This window comes from Micromonospora sp. CNZ297, from assembly GCF_007827625.1.
Genome location: NZ_VISU01000009.1, coordinates 1 through 19477 on the forward strand (window position 1 = coordinate 1; position 19477 = coordinate 19477).

The following is a 19477-nucleotide window of genomic DNA, read 5'->3' on the forward strand; positions in this document are numbered from 1 at the left end:
GTCACATTCCGAACCCGGAAGCTAAGCCCTCCAGCGCCGATGGTACTGCACTCGGGAGGGTGTGGGAGAGTAGGACACCGCCGGACAATCTTCCAATTCAGGGCCACCCCATGCGGGGTGGCCCTGAATTGCGTTGCCCCCCGGAAAACACCACCGGACCGGCCGCAAAGCCGGCCCCGGACGCGCGTGAGCGATGGACTGCCCACCCCATTGCCGGCACTGCACCGGCTAGCCGTACCGCCCGCTACTTTCCGGAAACGCCGAACCAGGCCGCCACTTCCCCGAAGTAGCGGTGGCGAGGTGCCCCGGATCCAGCCACTTCCCCGAGCTGGCGAACCGGCCCACCACTTCCCCGAAGTGGCGGCAACGAACGGCCCGGCATCCGGCTACCTCGTCGAGATGGCGAACCAGCAGCAGGTTCCCCCAGGTGGCGTCAACGGAGTACCCCGGACCTAGCCACTTCGCCGAACTGGTGTGCCGGTCAGCACTACGCCGAAGTGGCGGCAACGGAACGCCCGGATCCAGCCACTACCCCGAACTGGCGAACCGGCCCACCACTTCCCCGAAGTGGCGACAACGGACTGCCCGGCATCAGGTCATCCCCGGGGACAGGGAGGGCTGGGGGCCATTACCCCGGAACTGGTGGCATGGGAGGGACGGGGGTCGCCGACACCGCGACGTGGCGGGGACGGGGCAAGGCGTGTGTGGGCACCTCGCCGTACCGGCGTGGACGAGTGAGCGCCGAGGTCGCGGGTCAGCGGCTCTGGACGGACTCGCGGATGTCGCGGAACAGGGCCGCGGCGTCGTCGACCCGGCGGCCCGGGAACATGCCCATCACGACGCTGCCGTGGTCGGCCCACCCGCACACCGCGAAGTCGCCACCGTCGCCGCTCGTCGTACCGCACTTCATCACGCCGCCCAGGCGGCCCGCGTCCACCTCGCGCAGCCCTGCCACCCGGCCTGTCTCGTCGGCCATCAGGCCGAACAGGGTGTCCAGGTCACGCTCGGGCTGCCAGAGCAGCGTGGTGCCGCCGAACAGCAGCACCGAACGCTTGGCGTCCCCGCCGTCGGAGTAGACGGCGCCGTAGCCGCGGTCCAGCTCGATGTCGGCGGCCAGTCCGTCGCGCAGGTAGTCGGCGGTGCTGCGAGCCCGCTCGCTGTCGTCGCGTACCAGCCCGGCCACCTCGGCCGGCTGGCCGAGAGTCGTGTCCTTCTGCTGGAGCACCCGCCAGCCGCCCAGCCCGAGCGCGCCCGCGCCGGCGAGCCCGGCCGCGAGGAGAGCGGCCATGACGATCTTCCGGCGTCGGGAGACGGGACGGCGTTCGGGCTCCTGCGCGGGATCGCGGCGGCTCAGCTCGATCGGCTCTTCGGTCAGCTCGAACGGATCGGAACCCCCGTCGACCGGGCGCTCGGTGAGATGCGCGTCGGACATGACCGCCACCGTACGCGAATCACAGGTGGTGCACGCCGGGTCCCCGAAAGCGCTCCGTAGACTTTCAGGGTGACCGAGAGACTGGATGCCCGACGCCCCGACGCCCCGACCCTCGCCGGCCAGTACCAGCCCGGCGAGGTAGAGCAGCGACGGTACGAGCAGTGGGTAGCCGGCGGGCACTTCCGGGCGTCGGCGGACAGCGAGAAGCCGCCGTTCACCATCGTCATCCCGCCGCCGAACGTCACCGGCTCGCTGCACATGGGTCACGCGTTCGAGCACACGCTCATGGACGCGCTCACCCGGCGCAAGAAGATGCAGGGCTACGAGGCGCTCTGGCTCCCGGGCATGGACCACGCCGGCATCGCCACCCAGAACCTGGTCGAGCGGCAGCTCGCCGGTGAGGGGCTGTCCCGGCACGACCTCGGGCGGGAGAAGTTCGTCGAGCGGGTCTGGCAGTGGAAGGCCGAGTCCGGCGGCGCGATCCTCGGCCAGATGCGCCGGCTGGGCGACGCGGTCGACTGGGACCGCGAGCGGTTCACCATGGACGAGGGCCTGTCCCGGGCCGTGCAGACCATGTTCAAGAAGCTCTTCGACGACGGGCTGATCTACCGGGCCAACCGGATCATCAACTGGTGCCCGCGCTGCCTCACCGCGCTGTCCGACATCGAGGTGGAGCACACCGACGACGAGGGCGAGCTGGTCTCGATCCGCTACGGCGACGAGGTCGTGGTGGCGACCACCCGGGCGGAGACCATGCTCGGCGACACCGCGGTGGCGGTGCACCCGGACGACGAGCGCTACCGGCACCTGATCGGCACCGAGGTGGAGCTGCCGCTCACCGACCGGCGGATCCCGATCGTCGCCGACGAGCACGTCGACCCGAGCTTCGGCACCGGCATGGTCAAGGTGACCCCGGCGCACGACCCGAACGACTTCGAGATCGGCCAGCGGCACGACCTGCCGTCGCTGACGATCATGGACGAGCGCGGCGTCATCACCGCGCCCGGCCCGTTCCAGGGCCTGGACCGGTACGAGGCCCGCCCGGCGATCGTCGCGGCGCTGCGCGAGCAGGGCCGGATCGTGGCCGAGAAGCGGCCGTACCTGCACGCGGTGGGGCACTGCTCGCGGTGCAAGACGACTGTCGAGCCGCGGCTGTCGTTGCAGTGGTTCGTCAACACCGCCCCGCTCGCGAAGGCCGCCGGTGACGCGGTGCGCGACGGCCGGGTGAAGATCGAGCCGGCCGAGCTGGCCAAGCGTTACTTCGCCTGGGTCGACAACATGCACGACTGGTGCATCTCCCGCCAGCTGTGGTGGGGCCACCGCATCCCCGTCTGGTACGGCCCGGACGGCGAGATCGTCTGCGTCGGCCCGGACGAGGAGCCGCCGTCCGGCGAGGGCTGGCGGCAGGACGAGGACGTGCTGGACACCTGGTTCTCCAGCGGCCTGTGGCCGTTCTCCACGCTCGGCTGGCCCGAGCGCACCCCGGACCTGGCGAAGTTCTACCCGACCAGCGTGCTGGTCACTGGCTACGACATCCTGTTCTTCTGGGTCGCCCGGATGATGATGTTCGGCCTGTACGCGATGGACGGCGTGCAGCCGTTCGACGTGGTGGCGCTGCACGGCATGGTCCGCGACGAGCACGGCAAGAAGATGTCGAAGTCGTTCGGCAACGTGGTCGACCCGCTGGACTGGATCGACCGGTTCGGCGCCGACGCCACCCGGTTCACGCTGGCCCGGGGCGCCAACCCCGGCCAGGACGTGCCGGTCAGCGAGGAGTGGTGCCAGGGCTCCCGCAACTTCTGCAACAAGCTCTGGAACGCCACCCGGTTCGCGCTGCTCAACGGCGCGCACACCGACGGCCCGCTGCCGGCCGCCGCTGACCTCTCCACCGTCGACAGGTGGATCCTGTCCCGGCTGGCGCACGTCACCGCCGAGGTCGACGAGCAGTTCGAGGCGTACGAGTTCGCAAAGGTCTGCGACCTGCTCTACCACTTCGCGTGGGACGACGTCTGCGACTGGTACGTGGAGCTGAGCAAGCCGGTGCTGGCCGAGGGTGGCCCCGCCGCCGACGCCACCCGCCGGGTGCTGGGCCACGTGCTGGACCAGCTCCTGCGGCTGCTGCACCCGGTCATCCCGTTCGTCACCGACGAGCTGTGGGCCGCGCTGAGCGGCGGCGAGACCGTACTGACGGCGTCCTGGCCGGTCGCCGACCGTACCCTGATCGACGACGCCGCGGAGGGCGAAGTCGGCACCCTTCAGCGGGTGGTGACCGAGGTCCGGCGGTTCCGGTCGGACCAGGGGCTGCGGCCGACCCAGCGGGTCGCCGCGCGCCTCGACGGCCTGGCCGGCGCGGGCATCGCGGCGCACGAGCCGCTGGTGCGCTCGCTGGCCCGGCTCGACGCGCCGGGCGACGACTTCCAGGCCGGCGCCACGCTGGCCATGCCCGGCGCGGTGAGCGTCGCGCTCGACACCCGCGGCTCGATCGACGTGGCCGCCGAGCGCGCCCGGCTCACCAAGGACCGGGCGGCGGCCGAGAAGGAGGCCACCCAGGCGCGGGCGAAGCTGGACAACCCGGCGTTCGTCGGCAAGGCGCCCGAGCCGGTGGTGGCGAAGATCCGCGAACGGCTGGCGGTGGCCGAGGCGGACCTGGTCCGGATCGACGCCGCCCTGGAGGCGTTGCCCTCGTGAGCGCGAGGAGTGAGCCGGGGCTGCGAGCCCCGCAGTCGCGAACGAAAGATGGCTCCGCATGAGTGACCGCACAGACCGCACCGCGTTCGCCGAGGTGGAAGCCGCGCTCAACGCGCGCGGCTTCACCCGGATGCACTTCGAGCTGGAGAAGATCGAGACTCTGCTCGACCTGCTGGGCAGCCCGCAGCGGGCGTACCCGTCGATCCACCTGACCGGCACCAACGGCAAGACCTCGACGGCCCGGATGATCGACTCGCTGCTGCGGGCGTTCGGGCTGCACACCGGCCGCTACACCAGCCCGCACCTGGAGACCGTCCGGGAGCGGATCAGCCTGGACGGCGAGCCGGTGGGCGAGGACCGGTTCGTGTCCACGTACCGTGAGATCGCGCCGCTGGCCGAGCTGGTCGACCAGCGGTTCGCCGAGCCGCTGACGTACTTCGACATGACCACGGCGCTGGCGTTCGCCACGTTCGCCGACGCCCCGGTCGACGTGGCGGTGGTGGAGGTCGGGCTCGGCGGCGCGGAGGACGCGACGAACGTGATCCAGGCCGGCGTCGCCGTGATCACCCCGATCGGGCTGGACCACACCGAGTGGCTCGGCGACACGATCGAGGACATCGCGCTGCACAAGGCGGGCATCATCCACCCCGGCGCCACCGTGATCGCGGCGGCGCAGGAGGAGGAGGCGGCCCGACCGATCCTGGAACGCTGCGCCGAGGTCAACGCCACCGTCGCGCGCGAGGGCGCCGAGTTCGGCGTGCTGCGCCGCGCGGTCGCGGTCGGCGGCCAGGTGCTGACCATCCAGGGCCTGGGCGGGGTGTACGAGGAGATCTTCATCCCGCTGCACGGCGCGCACCAGGCGCAGAACGCGGCGGTGGCGCTTGCGGCGGTGGAGGCGTTCCTCGGTGCCGGCGCCCGGCGGCAGCTCGACATCGAGGCGGTCCGTGAGGGCTTCGCCGCGACCAGTTCGCCGGGCCGGCTGGAGCGGGTGCGTAGCGCCCCGACGGTGCTGCTCGACGGCGCGCACAACCCGCACGGGATGGCCGCCACGGTCGCCGCCGTGCAGGAGGAGTTCGCGTTCAGCAAGCTCGTCGGCGTGCTGGCGGTGCTCGGCGACAAGGACGCGGCGAGCCTGCTGGAACTGCTCGAACCGGTGCTCGACTCGATCGTGGTGGCGGAGAACAGCTCGGCCCGGGCGCTGCCGGTGGACGAGCTGGCCGCGCTGGCGCGGGAGATCTTCGGGCCGGAGCGGGTGCAGGTGGCCCGGGACATGCCGGACGCCATCGAGGCGGCAGTGGCGGAGACCGAGTCGGACGTGCCGGGCGAACTGTCCGGGGTGGGCGTGCTGATCACCGGATCGGTGGTGACAGTGGCCGACGCCCGCCGGCTGCTCAAGCGATGACCGGCCCGCAGCAGCGCCCGACCGGCGCTGAGCCGCCGACCGGCGCTGAGCGGCCGACCGGCGCTGAGCGGCCGACCGGCGCTGAGCAGCCGACCGGCCCGGAGCAGCCGACCGGCACTGAGCAGCCGACCGGCGCTGAGCAGCCGACGGGGCCGGAGCAGGCGGGCGGCGTTGAGCGGCTGGTCGGTCCGGAACAGGCGGCCGGTTCGGAGCAGGCAGGCGGCTCGGAGCCGGTGGGCGGCGTGCGACGGTCCGGGCTGCGGAACCCGGACAAGGCAGTGCGCGGACTCGGCGCCGGCACGATGTCGCTGGAGGCGCTGGTGCTGCTGCTGGCCATCCAGCCGATCCGGGTGGTCGGCGGTGACCTGAGCGGCGCGGCGATCGGCGCGATCGTGGCGCTGGCGGTCGCCTGTGTGGTGCTCGCCGGCATGATGCGCCGCCCGTGGGCGTGGTACGCCGGCACCGTGATCCAGGGACTGCTGCTGCTCTCCGGGCTGCTGCACTGGTCGCTGTTCGCGCTGGGTGTGATGTTCGCGCTGGTGTGGGCGTACGCGCTGCACGTGCGGCGGGTCATCCTCGGCTGAGCGCCGTCGCGCGGTTGCGCGTGTTAAGAGGGGCCCCTTCCTCTACCTGAGGCGTTAAGAAGGGGCCCTTCCTTACACCTGGGCGAGCGTGCGCCACTGCGTCAGCGCGACGCCGTGGCCGTCGGGGTCGCGGAAGGCCGCCGCCCACACCTCCAGCTTGGTGCCCCGGTTGACGACGCGCGGGGCGTACGTGAACCGGACGCCGGAGTCGCGCAACCGCTCGTACGCCCCCTGGATGTCGTCCACCTCCAGGTTCACATGCACCAGGCGACGGCTGATCGGGGCGGCGCCGGTCACCCGGCGCAGCACCAGCCGGGTCGGCCCGGAGGAGAGCACGGCGTTGCCCTCGCCCCGGTCCAGCTCGTCGAAGCCGAGTTCCCGGTAGAAGTCGAGGGACCGGTCCAGGTCGGTGACGAGCAGCGTGATGCCGACGCCGCTGATCGGGCTGGCCAGCTCGTCCGGCTCGGCCGCGCCGGACGGGCCGAAGATCGCCTCGTCCAGTTCCTCGGCGGTCGGCGGCGCGTCGGAGCGCCGCGGCGCGTCCGAGGGGTCGTCCAGCGGCACGTCGATCGGGTCGGGCACGGTGTCGGCCGGTCCGGATCCGGCCGGTCCGGTGTCGGACCGTCCGGTGTCGGACCGTCCGGGGTCGGCCGGTCCGGAGTCGACGAACACGGTCTCGACCGGCACGGTGTCGACCGGCTCCTCGGCCGGCGAGCGGGGGGCCGGGGCGCGGCGGGGGAGCGGGCCGGAGCCGGCCGCGCGCTCGGCCCGCTCGACGAGCTGCCCCTCCAGCACCACCGGGCCGCCGGGGCTCTGGTGCAGCACCACCGGCTCGCGTTCCTCGGCCCGGGGCGGGACGTCGTCCAGGTACGGGTCCGGCGCGGGCGGGTAGTCGTCGCGGAAGTCGTCCTCCGGCGCGCGCCCGGCCCACGGCGGCGCCTCCTGCGCGATCAGCGGCTCGTCCAGCGGGTCCGGCTCGGCGGCGTACTCGGGCGGCAGGTCGGCCACCGCGGCGGCGCTCTCCGCGTGCGTGGGCACCTCGTCCCAGAGCACGCGTACGTGCCGCTGGTCGTCCAGCGCCACCCGGACCGGCAGCGCCTGGCCCAGCGAGGGCCACTTGGCGACCGGCACCCGAGGCTCGATGATCTTCTTGGAGCGGGGCGGCAGCCCCGGCGCGTCGATGACCAGTTGCAGCTCGCACCGGCCGAACGCGTACTGGGTGGGCGGCTCGGAGGCGCTGTGCACGTGCCCGAGGCCGATCACCCAGGTGCGGCCGCCGCCGCGTACCGTGGCCAGGGCGATCGCCAGCACCAGCAGCGCGACGCCGAGGGCCACGATGGCCCAGCTGGTCATGCCGAGCCCGAACACGGTCACGAAGGTGGCGACGGTGCCCAGCACCGCGCCGATCAGTTTGCGTACCGGCGCGATCGTGCGGTTCCCGCCATTCGCCACAGTGGACCTCCCAGGGGTTCCAGGGCCAGGCTAGGCCGCCGCGGCGGGCCAGGGAAGACGCAGCCGCCGCGCCGGCGCCGGGACCGGGTCGCTACGCTGACCGTACCCAGCCGAACCCCGTTTGAGTGCGCAGGAGGAACCCAGCGTGTCCAGCAGCAGCCCGGACGAGCGGTCGCTCGTACTGATCAAGCCCGACGCGGTGCGCCGCGGTCTGGTGGGCGAGATCCTGTCCCGTTTCGAGCGCAAGGGCCTGCGGATCGACGCGATGGTGAGCCGGACAATGGACGGCGACTTCGCCGACCAGCACTACGCCGAGCACGTCGACAAGCCGTTCTACCCGCCGCTGAAGACGTTCATGACCAGCGGCCCGCTGGTGGCGCTGGTGCTCTCCGGCGACCAGGTGGTCGAGGTGGTACGCGCGATGATCGGCAGCACCGACGGCCGCAAGGCCGCCGCCGGCACCATCCGCGGTGACCTGTCGCTGTCGAACCGGGAGAACCTGGTGCACGCCTCCGACTCGGCGGACAGCGCCAAGCGCGAGATCGCGCTCTGGTTCCCCGAGCTGGCCTGACCCACGCCCGACGGCCCCGGCCCGCATCTTCGCGGGACCGGGGCCGTCGTGTGTCAGCGATCAGACCTGCGCCGGCGGCTGCGTCCGGCAGGTCACCGCGACCCGGTTCCACACGTTGATGGTGGCGATCGCCATCACCAGATCCGCCAGCTCCTTCTCCGACCACACCTTCGCCGCGGCGTCCCAGACGTCGTCCGGCACGCCGTGCTCGCCGAGCCGGGTCACCGCGTCGGTGAGGGCCAGTGCGGCCCGCTCCCGCTCGTCGAAGAACGGCGCCTCGCGCCACGCCGCGACGGCGAACAGCCGGCGGCTGTCCTCACCGGCCGCCAGCGCCTCGCGGCTGTGCATGTCGACGCAGAACGCGCAGCCGTTGCGCATCGACGCCCGCAGCTTCACCAGCTCCAGCACGGTGTGGTCCACGTTCGCCCGGACGTACTTCTCCAGGCCCAGCACGGCCTGGTACGCCTCGGGCGCCACCGCCGCCATGTCCATCCGGCTCATCGCCGCCTCCTTGAGGGTTCGGGTACGCGCACAGGACGGGGCACGGCGGGCGCGGTGTGACGGCCCGGCGGTGTGACGGTGGTCATGCCGGGGCGCTGGACAGCAGTCGTTGACGTGCCGGTCACCTCGACCGGAGTTCCCGGCCACCTGCGGCCGGTAGACCGGCTGGCGACACTGCCGAGACCGGGAGAACCCATGACGCACTTCGATCGACGTACCCTGCTCCGCGCCGGCCTGGTCGCCGGTGCCGGAGTCGCCGGCGGCGCGCTGCTCGGCGCGCCCGGCGCGCCCGCCGCACCCGGCCTGCGGCGCAGCGGCCGGCCGCTGCTCACCCACGGCGTGCAGAGCGGCGACGTGACCGCCGACTCGGCGCTGGTCTGGACCCGCGCGGACCGGCCCGGCCGGATGCTGGTCGAGGTCAGCCGCCGGCCGGACCTGCGCGGCGCCCGCCTGGTGCGCGGCCCGGTGGTCGACCCCACCGGCGACCTCACCGGCAAGGTCCGCCTGCGCGGCCTGCCCGCGGGGGAGCGACTGCACTACCGGGTACGGGTGGAGAGCCTGGACCGGCACGGCCTGTGCAGCGAGCCGCTGACCGGTTCGTTCGCCACCGCCCCCGGGCGGCACCAGCGGCGTGACGTGCGGTTCGTGTGGACCGGCGACATCGTCGGGCAGGGCTGGGGGATCAGCCCCGACTTCGACGGCCTGGCGATCTTCCGGGCCATGCGGGAGCGCCGCCCGGACTTCTTCCTGTGCAGCGGCGACACCGTGTACGCCGACGGGCCGCTGGCCGAGAGCGTGGTCCTGCCCGACGGCCGCACCTGGCGCAACCTGGTGACGCCGGAGAAGAGCAAGGTGGCCGAGACGCTCGCCGAGTACCGGGGGCAGTTCGCGTACAACCTGCTCGACGAGCACCTGCGGGCGTTCGCCGCCCAGGTGCCGCAGATCAACCAGTGGGACGACCACGAGGTGGTGAACAACTGGTACCCGGGGGAGATCCTGACCGACGAGCGGTACGGCGAGAAGCGCGTGGACGTGCTCGCCGCCCGGGCCCGGCAGGCGTTCCACGAGTGGCTGCCGGTGCCGTCGGGCGGGCCGATGTACCGCAAGCTGCCGTACGGGCCGCTGCTGGACGTGTTCGTGCTGGACATGCGCACCTACAAGGACCCCAACGACGGCAACACGTACGCCGACCGCAACCGGGGCCTGCTCGGCAAGGCGCAGCGGGAGTGGCTGATCCGGGAACTGCGCGCGTCCCGGGCCACCTGGAAGGTGATCGCCAACGACCTGCCGATCGGCCTGGTGGTGCCGGACGGTTCCACCGCGCAGGAGGGCGTCGCGCAGGGCGACCACGGCGCGCCGGCCGGCCGGGAGCTGGAGTTCGCCGAGGTGCTGCGCGCCTCGCACCGGGCCGGGGTGACCGGGCTGGTGTTCCTCACCGCCGACGTGCACTACACCGCCGCCCACCACTACGACCCGGCGCGCGCCGCGGTGCGGGACTTCAGCCCGTTCTGGGAGTTCGTCTCCGGCCCGGCGCACGCCGGCGCGTTCGGGCCGAACGCGCTGGACGGCACGTTCGGCCCGAAGGCGGTGTTCGTGCACGCCCCGCCGCGCGCGAACACCTCCCCGGCCGAGGGCTTCCAGCACTTCGGCGAGGTGACCGTCGACGGCCCGTCGGCGGCCCTCACGGTCCACCTCCGAGACCGCACCGGCGCCTCCCTCTGGACCACCACCCTCCCCGCCCCCACCTCCCGCTGACCCCTCGGCCCTTAATGCGTTGATCATGAAGTTGGCGGCGATGTGGATCTCGGATCTGGCCGTCAAATTTCATGATCGGCGGGGCAGAGGCGGGGCGGGGAGAGGCGGGGCGGGTGATACTCGGCGGCGCGGTGGGTGGGGGGTCGAGTACGCTTGACGGGCACAGGCGACGACCCGGCCATCACCGGCGAGCCTCCGGAAGAACGGCCGGGTCACCGGCTCAGTAGAACCGGACGGGACCGGCCCGTCACAGCCGGCCAACGAGCGGGCGGTCGCACCTCGGCCGCCAAGCGGGGTGGTACCGCGGGCCACACCCGGGCGCCGGTCACGGCGTACCGGATTCGGCTCGTCCTCGCAGACCACGGACGAGTGAGCTGCTGAGGGAGAGCGACAGGCGATGGCCTATCCGTTGCACGACCCGACCGGCGCCGGTGTACCGGCGAGCCCGGACCTGCCCGCGGTCGAGCGCCGGGTGCTGGAGCACTGGACGGCCGACAAGACCTTCGAGGCGTCAGTCGAGGCCCGCGACGCCGGCCGGGACGGCGAGAACGAGTACGTCTTCTACGACGGCCCGCCGTTCGCCAACGGCCTGCCGCACTACGGCCACCTGTTCACCGGCTACGTCAAGGACGTGGTGCCGCGCTACCAGACCATGCGTGGCAGGCACGTCGAGCGCCGGTTCGGCTGGGACTGCCACGGCCTGCCCGCCGAGGTGGTGGCCGAGAAGCAGCTCGGCATCACCACCAAGGCGGAGATCCTCGACCTCGGCGTGGCCCGGTTCAACGACGCCTGCCGCACGTCGGTGCTGGAGTTCACCCACGACTGGGAGCGGTACGTCACCCGGCAGGCCCGCTGGGTCGACTTCGCCAACGACTACAAGACGCTCGACCTGGACTACATGGAAAGCGTCATGTGGGCCTTCAAGACCCTGCACGACAAGGGCCTGGTCTACGAGGGCTTCCGGGTGCTCGCGTACTGCTGGCGGTGCGAGACGCCGCTGTCGAACACCGAGACCCGGATGGACGACGTCTACCGGGACCGGCACGACCCGACGCTCACCGTCTGGTTCGAACTGACCGCCGACGAGAACGCGCCGGAGCCGCTGCGCGGGCCGGTCAAGCTGGGCGTCTGGACGACCACGCCGTGGACGCTGCCGTCGAACCTGGCGCTCGCCGTCGGCCCCGACATCGAGTACGCGCTGCTGGAACGCGACGGTGAGCGCTACGTCGTCGGCGCCGCGCGGCTCGGCGCGTACGCCAAGGATCTGGAAGGGTACGAGCAGGTCGGCACCGTGTACGGCCGCGACCTGGTCGGACGCCGCTACACGCCGCTGTACGACTTCCTCGTCGAGCCGGCCGGCCCGAACGCGTACCAGGTGCTCGGCGCGGACTTCGTGACCACCGAGGACGGCACCGGGATCGTCCACCTGGCGCCCGCCTTCGGTGAGGACGACCAGAACACCTGCAACGCCGCCGGCATCCCCACCGTCGTGACGGTGGACGACCACACCCGGTTCACCGCGCTGGTCCCGCCGTACCAGGGCGAGCAGGTCTTCGACGTGAACAAGCCGGTGATCCGGGAGCTGAAGGAGCGGGGGGTGGTGCTGCGGCAGGACACCTACACCCACTCCTACCCGCACTGCTGGCGCTGCGACACCCCGCTGGTCTACAAGGCGGTGTCGTCGTGGTTCGTCGCCGTGTCGACGTTCAAGGACCGGATGGTCGAGCTGAACCAGCAGATCAACTGGACCCCCGGGCACATCAAGGACGGCTCGTTCGGCAAGTGGCTGGCGAACGCCCGGGACTGGTCGATCAGCCGGAACCGGTTCTGGGGCTCGCCGATCCCGGTGTGGAAGTCCGACGACCCGAACCACCCGCGGGTGGACGTGTACGGCTCGCTGGAGCAGATCGAGCGGGACTTCGGCGTACGCCTGACCGACCTGCACCGGCCGGCGGTGGACGACCTGGTCCGTCCCAACCCGGACGACCCGACGGGCAAGTCGATGATGCGCCGGGTGCCGGAGGTGCTGGACTGCTGGTTCGAGTCCGGCTCGATGCCGTTCGCCCAGGTGCACTACCCGTTCGAGAACCGCGAGTGGTTCGAGCACCACTACCCGGGTGACTTCATCGTCGAGTACATCGGGCAGACCCGCGGCTGGTTCTACACCATGCACGTGCTGGCCACCGCGCTGTTCGACAGGCCGGCGTTCCGCAACTGCCTGAGCCACGGCATCCTGCTCGGCTCGGACGGGCGCAAGATGTCCAAGAGCCTGCGCAACTACCCGGACGTCTACCACGTGTTCGACTCGCACGGGTCGGACGCGATGCGGTGGATGCTGATGTCCTCGCCGGTGCTGCGCGGCGGCGACATGGCGGTCACCGAGTCGGGCATCCGGGACGCGGTACGCCAGGTGCTGCTGCCGCTGTGGAACGTCTGGTACTTCTTCTCGCTGTACGCCAACGCCGACGGCCACACCGCGCGTCGTCGTACCGACTCCACGAACGTGCTCGACCGGTACGTGCTGGCGAAGACGAACGAGCTGGTGGCGACCGTCGGCGCGCAGATGGACGCGTACGACATCTCCGGCGCCTGCGCCACCGTGCGGTCCTACCTGGACGCGCTGACGAACTGGTACGTGCGCCGGTCCCGGGACCGGTTCTGGGCCGGCGACGCGGACGCGTTCGACACGCTCTGGACCGTGCTGGAGACGCTCTGCCGGGTGGTGGCGCCGCTGGCGCCGCTGACCGCCGAGGAGATCTGGCGCGGGCTGACCGGCGAGCGGTCGGTGCACCTGACCGACTGGCCGCAGGCGGAGGAGTTCCCGGCCGACCACGAGCTGGTCTCCGCGATGGACAACGTCCGGGCGGTCGCCTCGGCGGCGCTGTCGCTGCGCAAGGCCAAGGGCCTGCGGGTACGGCTGCCGCTGGCGAAGCTCACAGTGGCGTCGCCCGTCGCCGCCCAGCTGCGGCCCTTCGCCGATCTGGTCGCCGACGAGGTGAACGTCAAGGAGGTCGTGCTCACCGACGAGGTGTCCGCGTACTGCCAGCAGGTGCTCACCGTGGTGCCGCGGGCGCTCGGCCCGCGCGTCGGCAAGGCCGTCCAGCAGGTCATCAAGGCGGTCAAGGCGGGGGAGTGGGAGCTGCGCGACGGTACCCCGGTCGCCGCCGGGGTCACGCTCGCCGAGGGCGAGTACGAGCTGCGCCTGGTCGCCGCCGACGCCGAGCACTCCGCGCCGCTGCCCGGCGGTGAGGGAGTGGTCGTGCTGGACACCGAGGTCACGCCGGAACTCGCAGCCGAAGGGCTGGCCCGGGACGTGGTCCGGGTCGTGCAGCAGGCCCGCCGGGAGGCCGACCTCGACGTGTCCGACCGGATCACGGTGGCCGTCTCCGCCTCGGAGGAGGTGCGCGCGGCCGTCGCCGCGTACACCGGGTTCGTGGCCCGGGAGGTGCTCGCCGACAGCATCGACTTCGCCGAGGGCCTCGACGGCTTCGACGGCGAGGCCGGCGAGGGCGAGCGCGTGACAGTGACGGTCCGCAAGGTGTGATGTAAGGCGGGGGCCCTTCTTAACGCCTCAGGTAGAGGAGGGGCCCCTGCTTAACACCCGCACCCAGCGAGTGGACTGCGGACCACCCGCTCGGTGGCGGACGGCCGCGTCGGCTACCGTGACAGCGCCTGTTTCACGTACGACCGCCGGAGGACCCGTGCCCCTGCTCTACACCATCGGCAAGCTCACCGTGGCGCCCGCGCTCCGGTTGGCCTTCCGTCCGCACGTGGAGGGTTTGGAGCACATCCCGGCGACCGGCGGCGCGATCTTCGCCAGCAACCACCTCTCCGTCGCCGACGAACTGCTCCTCGGCACCGTGGTGCCCCGCCACCTGGCGTTCTGGGCCAAGTCGGAGTACTTCAAGGGCACCGGGCTCAAGGGCGGCTTCTCCAAGTTCGTGCTCACCGGGCTGGGCGCGATCCCGGTCGAGCGGGCCGGCGGCCGGGCCGCGCTGACCGCGTTCGACGCGGCGATCCCGGTGCTCAAGGCCGGTGACCTGGTCGCCGTCTACCCGGAGGGCACCCGCTCCCCGGACGGGCGTCTCTACCGCGGGCGCACCGGCACCGTCCGGCTGGCGATCGCCGCCGGCGTGCCGATCATCCCGGTCGGCGTGACCGGCACCGACAAGGCCCAGCCGATCGGTACGCGGATCCCGCGACCGGGCCGCGCCAAGATCACCATCAAGTTCGGCAAGCCGCTGGACTTCACCGGCCGCCCCGACGACCGCACCTCGCTGCGCGCGATGACCGACGAGATGATGGCCGAGATCCAGAAGCTCAGCGGCCAGGAGTACGTCCCGCGCTACGCCCCGAAGCGCGCCGACCAGACCGCAGGCGACCAGGCCGGCGGCGAGCAGACCGCCTGAGCGGTCAGGACTTCGGCACCACCACGCGCTGGCGCAGGTCGTTCAGCAGCCGCCCGCTGTCGTCCACAGACAGCCGGGTGAACACGCCCGTGGTGAGGCTGCCGTGGTCGGCCGAGACACAGACCACCACCGAGTCGCCGTCCGCCCGGCCCACGGCGCAGCGCTCGTGGCGCCCCCGTACGCCGGTGTCCACGGCCACCGACTCCTTCAGGGCGTAGTCCCCGGCGAGGCGGTCGAGTTCCGCCTTGGCGTCCGACTCCGGGCTGAACCGCAGCCCGGTGCTGCCGAACAACGTCACCCGCTTGCCGTCGCTCGTGCTGTAGATGCCGGCGAACGTGTCCTCGGCGAGCAGGTTCGCCTCGCGTACCTGGGATTTCAGCTCCTCGGCGGCGGTCCGGCTGCTCTCGTCCTGGCGCAGCCGCATCGAGTCGATCTGGTCCGGGAGGGTGGCGCTGGCCGGGTACTGGCTGGAGATCGGCTGGAACCACCAGAGCGGGAGGCCGCAGCAGCAGGCGACGGAGAGCAGCAGCACCCAGGGCCAGCGACGCCGGCGGCGGGTCCGCTTGGGCGGCTGCTGCCAGCCCGGCGGCGGTGCGACAGGCGGCCCGGCCTTGCCCCGGCGCTGCTTCGGCGGCCGTCCGGGCTTCGCCGGCGGAGCGACGGGCGCCGCGGGCGGCAGCGGCCGGGCGGCGGGCGGACCGGGGTGGTGCGGCGGCGAGACCGGCCGGGCCGGTCCGGGGTACGGCGGGCTGTGCGGCGGTGGTGAGACCGGCCGGGCTGCGGGCGGCGCGGGACGGGCCGGTGGCGCCGGTTGCGGGGCGGGGTGGGCCGCCGGTGGCGCCGGATGGGCCGGGTGGGGGTTGTCCGGCGCGGCCCAGGGCGCGGTGTAGGGCAGAGTCGGCGTCGGCGGCGGCAGTTCGGGGGCGTGCAGCTCCCAGCCGGTGGTGTCCACCCCGGCCCACGGGTCGACCGGCGTGGCGTGCTCCGGCGATGCCAGCGGCGGCACCGGCGTGGGCTCGGCGGACTCGCCCCAGGCGGGCCGTCGCGGCGGCGGTGGCGGGACGGCGGCGGAACCGCTCCAGCGGGGCGCGGGCGCGTCGACCCGGGTCGGATCGGGGGTGTTCTCCACGCGGGTCGGGTCCGGCGTGTTCGCCGACGGCAAGCGGTCTTGGGCGTTCTCGACCTTGGTGGGGTCAGGCGTGGCCGCGGCCCGGGGCGGCTGCGGCGCGACGTCGATCCGGGTCGGATCCGGCTGCCGCCCGGTCCGGGGAGTGGGTACGGGTGTGGTGCGGCCCGGAACCGCTGCGGATCCCCGAGCCCGGGTGACCGGTACGGGCGGAGTGCCGCCCGGCGCTCCGGCGTCGGCAGTCGGAGCCTCGTCGCCGGTAGGCGCGTCGGCCGGCATTCCGGCGTTGCCGGAGAGGGCGTCGGCGATCGTCGCGCTCGCCTGGGGGCCGGCCCTGCCGGTGGGGGCGGCGGCGTCGTCGGCCGGTGGGTGCGGGCTCGCGCTGTCGAGCGGGGCGGTGCTGGCCGGGTCCGCCGGTTCGGCTGCTTGGTCCCGCCGTGCCGGTTCAGCCTGCTCGGACGTTTCCGGGTGGTCGTCCCGCAGCGCCGGCTCGGCCGGCTCGTCCAGCCGCGCGGTTCCGGCCTGCTCCGACTGCTCGCTGGGCTCGCTGTCGGCGGCGCCGGACGGCTGGTCGGCCGCCGTCGCGCCGGGGGTCCGGTCGTCGGCGGCCTCCGGTGTGCCGGACGGGGACGCCGGAGCCGAGGCGCCCGTGGCGTCCTCGGTGTCGGCGGCGGTCGCCGGCTCGGTGACGGACGGCATCTCGGCCCCGTCGGCCGGCCGGTCCGCCCCCGGCTGCGGCTGCGGCATCGCGGCAATCTCCTCTCGGCCCGTTGCGAGGTTAGTACCGCCCCGCCACCCGGGACGAATTCCGCCCCCGGTCCCCGGCCCCACTCCGGTGATCAAGGAGTTCGTGCCCGTGGAAGCGCCGGACAGCACACAAACTCCTTGATCAACGCGGCGGACACGGGCGCGGGCGCGGGAGAAGGCGGGGGCACCGCGTACGCTTGGGCATCATGAGTGCCCCGTCCACGACCCCGCGTCCCGCCGCCGCCAACTCGGTCTGGCCCCGGCTGGAGCCGTTGCTGCCGCAGGTGACCAAGCCCATCCAGTACGTGGGTGGAGAGCTGGGAGCGGTGGTCAAGGACTGGGACGCCGCGACCGTCCGGTGGGCGCTGATGTACCCGGACGCGTACGAGGTGGGCCTGCCCAACCAGGGCGTGCAGATCCTGTACGAGGTGCTCAACGAGCTGCCCGACGTGCTGGCCGAGCGGACGTACGCGGTCTGGCCCGACCTGGAGAAGCTGATGCGCGCCCACGGCGTGCCGCAGTTCACCGTCGACGCCCACCGCCCGGTGCGTGACTTCGACGTGTTCGGCGTCTCGTTCTCCACCGAGCTGGGCTACACCAACCTGCTCACCGCGATCGACCTGGCCGGCATCCCGCTGCTCGCCGCCGACCGCACCGACGCCGACCCGGTGATCGTGGCCGGCGGGCACGCCGCGTTCAACCCGGAGCCGATCGCCGACTTCGTCGACGCCGCGGTGCTCGGCGACGGCGAGGAGGCGGTGCTGGAGATCACCGCCATCGTCCGGGAGTGGAAGACGGAGGGCTCCCCGGGCGGCCGCGACGAGCTGCTGCTGCGGCTGGCCCGGACCGAGAGCGTGTACGTGCCGCGCTTCTACGACGTCGACTACCTGCCCGACGGCCGGATCCAGCGGGTCGTGCCGAACCGGCCGGACGTGCCGTTCCGGGTGCACAAGCGCACCACTATGGACCTGGACGCCTGGCCGTACCCGAAGAAGCCCCTGGTGCCGCTCGCCGAGACGGTCCACGAGCGGTACGCGGTGGAGATCTTCCGGGGCTGCACCCGCGGCTGCCGCTTCTGCCAGGCCGGCATGATCACCCGCCCGGTGCGGGAGCGGTCGATCACCACCGTCGGCCAGATGGTCAAGGAAGGGCTGGAGTTCTCCGGCTTCCACGAGGTGGGCCTGCTGTCGCTGTCGTCGGCCGACCACTCCGAGATCGGCGACATGTGCTCCGGCCTGGCCGAGCAGTACGCGGGCACGAACGTCTCGCTGTCGCTGCCGTCGACCCGGGTGGACGCGTTCAACATCGACCTGGCCCAGGAGCTGTCCCGCAACGGGCGGCGGACCGGTCTGACCTTCGCGCCCGAGGGCGGGTCGGAGCGGATCCGCAAGGTGATCAACAAGATGGTGTCGAAGGAAGACCTCATCCGTACGGTGGTCACCGCGTACTCCAACGGCTGGCGGCAGGTGAAGCTCTACTTCATGTGCGGCCTGCCCACCGAGACCGACGAGGACGTCCTTGAGATCGCCGACATGGCGCACGAGGTGATCCGGGCCGGCCGCGCGGCCACCGGGTCGAAGGACATCCGCTGCACGGTCTCCATCGGCGGGTTCGTGCCGAAGCCGCACACCCCGTTCCAGTGGGCCTCGATGGAGCGGCCGGAGGTCATCGACGGCCGGCTCAAGCTGCTCAAGCAGGCGATCAACAGCGACCGGTCGCTGGGCCGGGCGATCGGCTTCCGCTACCACGACGGCGAGCCGTCGCTGATCGAGGGCCTGCTCTCCCGGGGCGACCGCCGGGTCGGCACGGTGATCCGCAAGGTCTGGGAGAACGGCGGCCGGTTCGACGGCTGGAGCGAGCACTTCTCCTACCAGCGGTGGGTGGACGCCGCCACCGAGGTGCTGCCGGCGTACGGCGTGGACCTCGACTGGTACACCACCCGGCAGCGCGAGGAGCTGGAGGTCCTGCCCTGGGACCACCTCGACTCCGGCCTGGACAAGGACTGGCTCTGGCAGGACTGGCAGGACTCGCTGTCGGAGTACGAGCAGGACGACTGCCGCTGGACGCCCTGCTTCGACTGCGGCGTCTGCCCGTCCATGGACACCGAGATCCAGATCGGCCCGACCGGCCGCAAGCTGCTGCCGCTCACCCCGGTCAACGGGCTGAAGCTGCCTGCAGCCGCCCAGGGCTGACGCCGCCCGCACTCACCGGAGCGCGGGAACCCGACCGGGTTCCCGCGCTCCGTCGTCCTTCCCGGTGACCGTCGCGGTACGCGGGGTGGGGGTGCCCCGACTGGTCCTTCCTCGATACGCTGCGTCCGTAATGGACCGGCCGGGGCCGGCAGCGGGGAGGACAGGCAGCATGGGCATCAATCCGCCGGACACCGGCGATCTGCACGTCAGCGTCGAGGACCTGGATGCGGCGGCCGAGTACATCGAGCGCCTCAAGCAGTACGTCGAGGACACCATCTCCTGGGAGATGGAGCGCATCAAGGAGCGGATGAAGGGCGACAGCGGCAACGCGCAGACGGTGCCCAACGGCACCCCGTTCGGCGCGTACGAGGACGCCCGGATGCAGTGGCAGGCGCTGACCACGTCCACCGCCAGCATGGAGGCCCACCTCAAGGCCATCTCCATGAAGCTGGCCGGCCTGAAGCAGGGCACACAGGACATCGCCAAGGCGTTCCGCGACGCCGAGGCCCGCAACGCGGCCAACGGCAAGGACATCGAGCGTCTGCTGGAGTCCGCGGCCCCGCCGCCGGACGCCGGTCAGCAGCCCACCTACCCGTACACGGCCTGAGGGGGAGACGG

At 72.5% G+C, this 19477-nt stretch carries 13 protein-coding genes and 1 rRNA gene; 10 read left to right on the forward strand and 4 right to left on the reverse strand.

Features of this window, described 5'->3' with window-relative positions; translation table 11 throughout:
• Positions 1-86: ribosomal RNA gene (gene rrf, locus FB454_RS17360) — 5S ribosomal RNA — on the forward strand; the annotation flags it as partial.
• Between the two features lie 668 nt (positions 87-754).
• Here the strand turns inward: rrf and FB454_RS17365 are convergent.
• Positions 755-1432, reverse strand: coding sequence for a hypothetical protein (locus FB454_RS17365; RefSeq protein ID WP_013288028.1), 678 nt, complete (start codon positions 1430-1432; stop codon positions 755-757).
• Between the two features lie 69 nt (positions 1433-1501).
• Here FB454_RS17365 and FB454_RS17370 point away from each other — a divergent pair, with 69 nt between their 5' ends.
• The 3 genes from FB454_RS17370 (at position 1502) to FB454_RS17380 (ending at position 6106) form a co-directional block, all read left to right on the forward strand.
• Positions 1502-4120 (forward strand): valine--tRNA ligase, encoded by a 2619-nt coding sequence (locus FB454_RS17370; RefSeq protein ID WP_091330964.1) that lies wholly within the window; start codon positions 1502-1504, stop codon positions 4118-4120.
• A gap of 58 nt (positions 4121-4178) precedes the next feature.
• On the forward strand, positions 4179-5522 hold the full coding sequence (locus FB454_RS17375; RefSeq protein WP_145754917.1) for a bifunctional folylpolyglutamate synthase/dihydrofolate synthase: 1344 nt from the start codon (positions 4179-4181) through the stop codon (positions 5520-5522).
• A gap of 179 nt (positions 5523-5701) precedes the next feature.
• Positions 5702-6106 carry a DUF4233 domain-containing protein gene (locus tag FB454_RS17380; protein ID WP_083791366.1) on the forward strand — a complete coding sequence of 135 codons (405 nt, stop codon included), beginning with the start codon at positions 5702-5704 and terminating at the stop codon, positions 6104-6106.
• Positions 6107-6178: 72 nt separating this feature from the next.
• Here FB454_RS17380 and FB454_RS17385 read toward each other — a convergent pair whose 3' ends face one another.
• Positions 6179-7558: a VOC family protein gene (locus tag FB454_RS17385; RefSeq protein WP_145823187.1), complete on the reverse strand. Its 1380-nt coding sequence runs from the start codon at positions 7556-7558 to the stop codon at positions 6179-6181.
• Between the two features lie 145 nt (positions 7559-7703).
• On the opposite strand from FB454_RS17385, the gene ndk reads away from it, so the two are divergent.
• Positions 7704-8129 (forward strand): nucleoside-diphosphate kinase, encoded by a 426-nt coding sequence (ndk, locus tag FB454_RS17390; RefSeq protein WP_013288023.1) that lies wholly within the window; start codon positions 7704-7706, stop codon positions 8127-8129.
• Between the two features lie 60 nt (positions 8130-8189).
• Here ndk and FB454_RS17395 read toward each other — a convergent pair whose 3' ends face one another.
• A complete protein-coding gene (locus FB454_RS17395; RefSeq protein ID WP_013288022.1) occupies positions 8190-8630 on the reverse strand; it encodes a carboxymuconolactone decarboxylase family protein in 441 nt (146 codons plus the stop codon).
• A 195-nt stretch (positions 8631-8825) separates the two neighbouring features.
• Between FB454_RS17395 and FB454_RS17400 the strand changes: the two genes are divergently transcribed.
• The 3 genes from FB454_RS17400 (at position 8826) to FB454_RS17410 (ending at position 14794) form a co-directional block, all read left to right on the forward strand.
• Positions 8826-10385 carry an alkaline phosphatase D family protein gene (locus FB454_RS17400; protein WP_145823188.1) on the forward strand — a complete coding sequence of 520 codons (1560 nt, stop codon included), beginning with the start codon at positions 8826-8828 and terminating at the stop codon, positions 10383-10385.
• A 397-nt stretch (positions 10386-10782) separates the two neighbouring features.
• The gene (gene ileS / locus FB454_RS17405) at positions 10783-13929 is read left to right on the forward strand and encodes an isoleucine--tRNA ligase (protein ID WP_145823189.1); all 3147 of its coding nucleotides are present in this window, start codon (positions 10783-10785) and stop codon (positions 13927-13929) included.
• 157 nt (positions 13930-14086) lie between these two features.
• Entirely contained in the window at positions 14087-14794 is a 708-nt protein-coding gene (locus FB454_RS17410; RefSeq protein WP_013288019.1) for a lysophospholipid acyltransferase family protein, read from the forward strand.
• A 4-nt stretch (positions 14795-14798) separates the two neighbouring features.
• On the opposite strand, the gene FB454_RS17415 is transcribed toward FB454_RS17410, so the two are convergent.
• Complete coding sequence (locus FB454_RS17415) at positions 14799-16667, reverse strand: hypothetical protein (RefSeq protein WP_145823190.1); 1869 nt, start codon at positions 16665-16667, stop codon at positions 14799-14801.
• 206 nt (positions 16668-16873) lie between these two features.
• Here FB454_RS17415 and FB454_RS17420 point away from each other — a divergent pair, with 206 nt between their 5' ends.
• A complete protein-coding gene (locus tag FB454_RS17420) occupies positions 16874-18859 on the forward strand; it encodes a TIGR03960 family B12-binding radical SAM protein (protein ID WP_030275350.1) in 1986 nt (661 codons plus the stop codon).
• Positions 18860-19028: 169 nt separating this feature from the next.
• A complete protein-coding gene (locus tag FB454_RS17425) occupies positions 19029-19466 on the forward strand; it encodes a hypothetical protein (RefSeq protein WP_013288016.1) in 438 nt (145 codons plus the stop codon).
• The last annotated feature ends 11 nt before the right edge of the window (positions 19467-19477 follow it).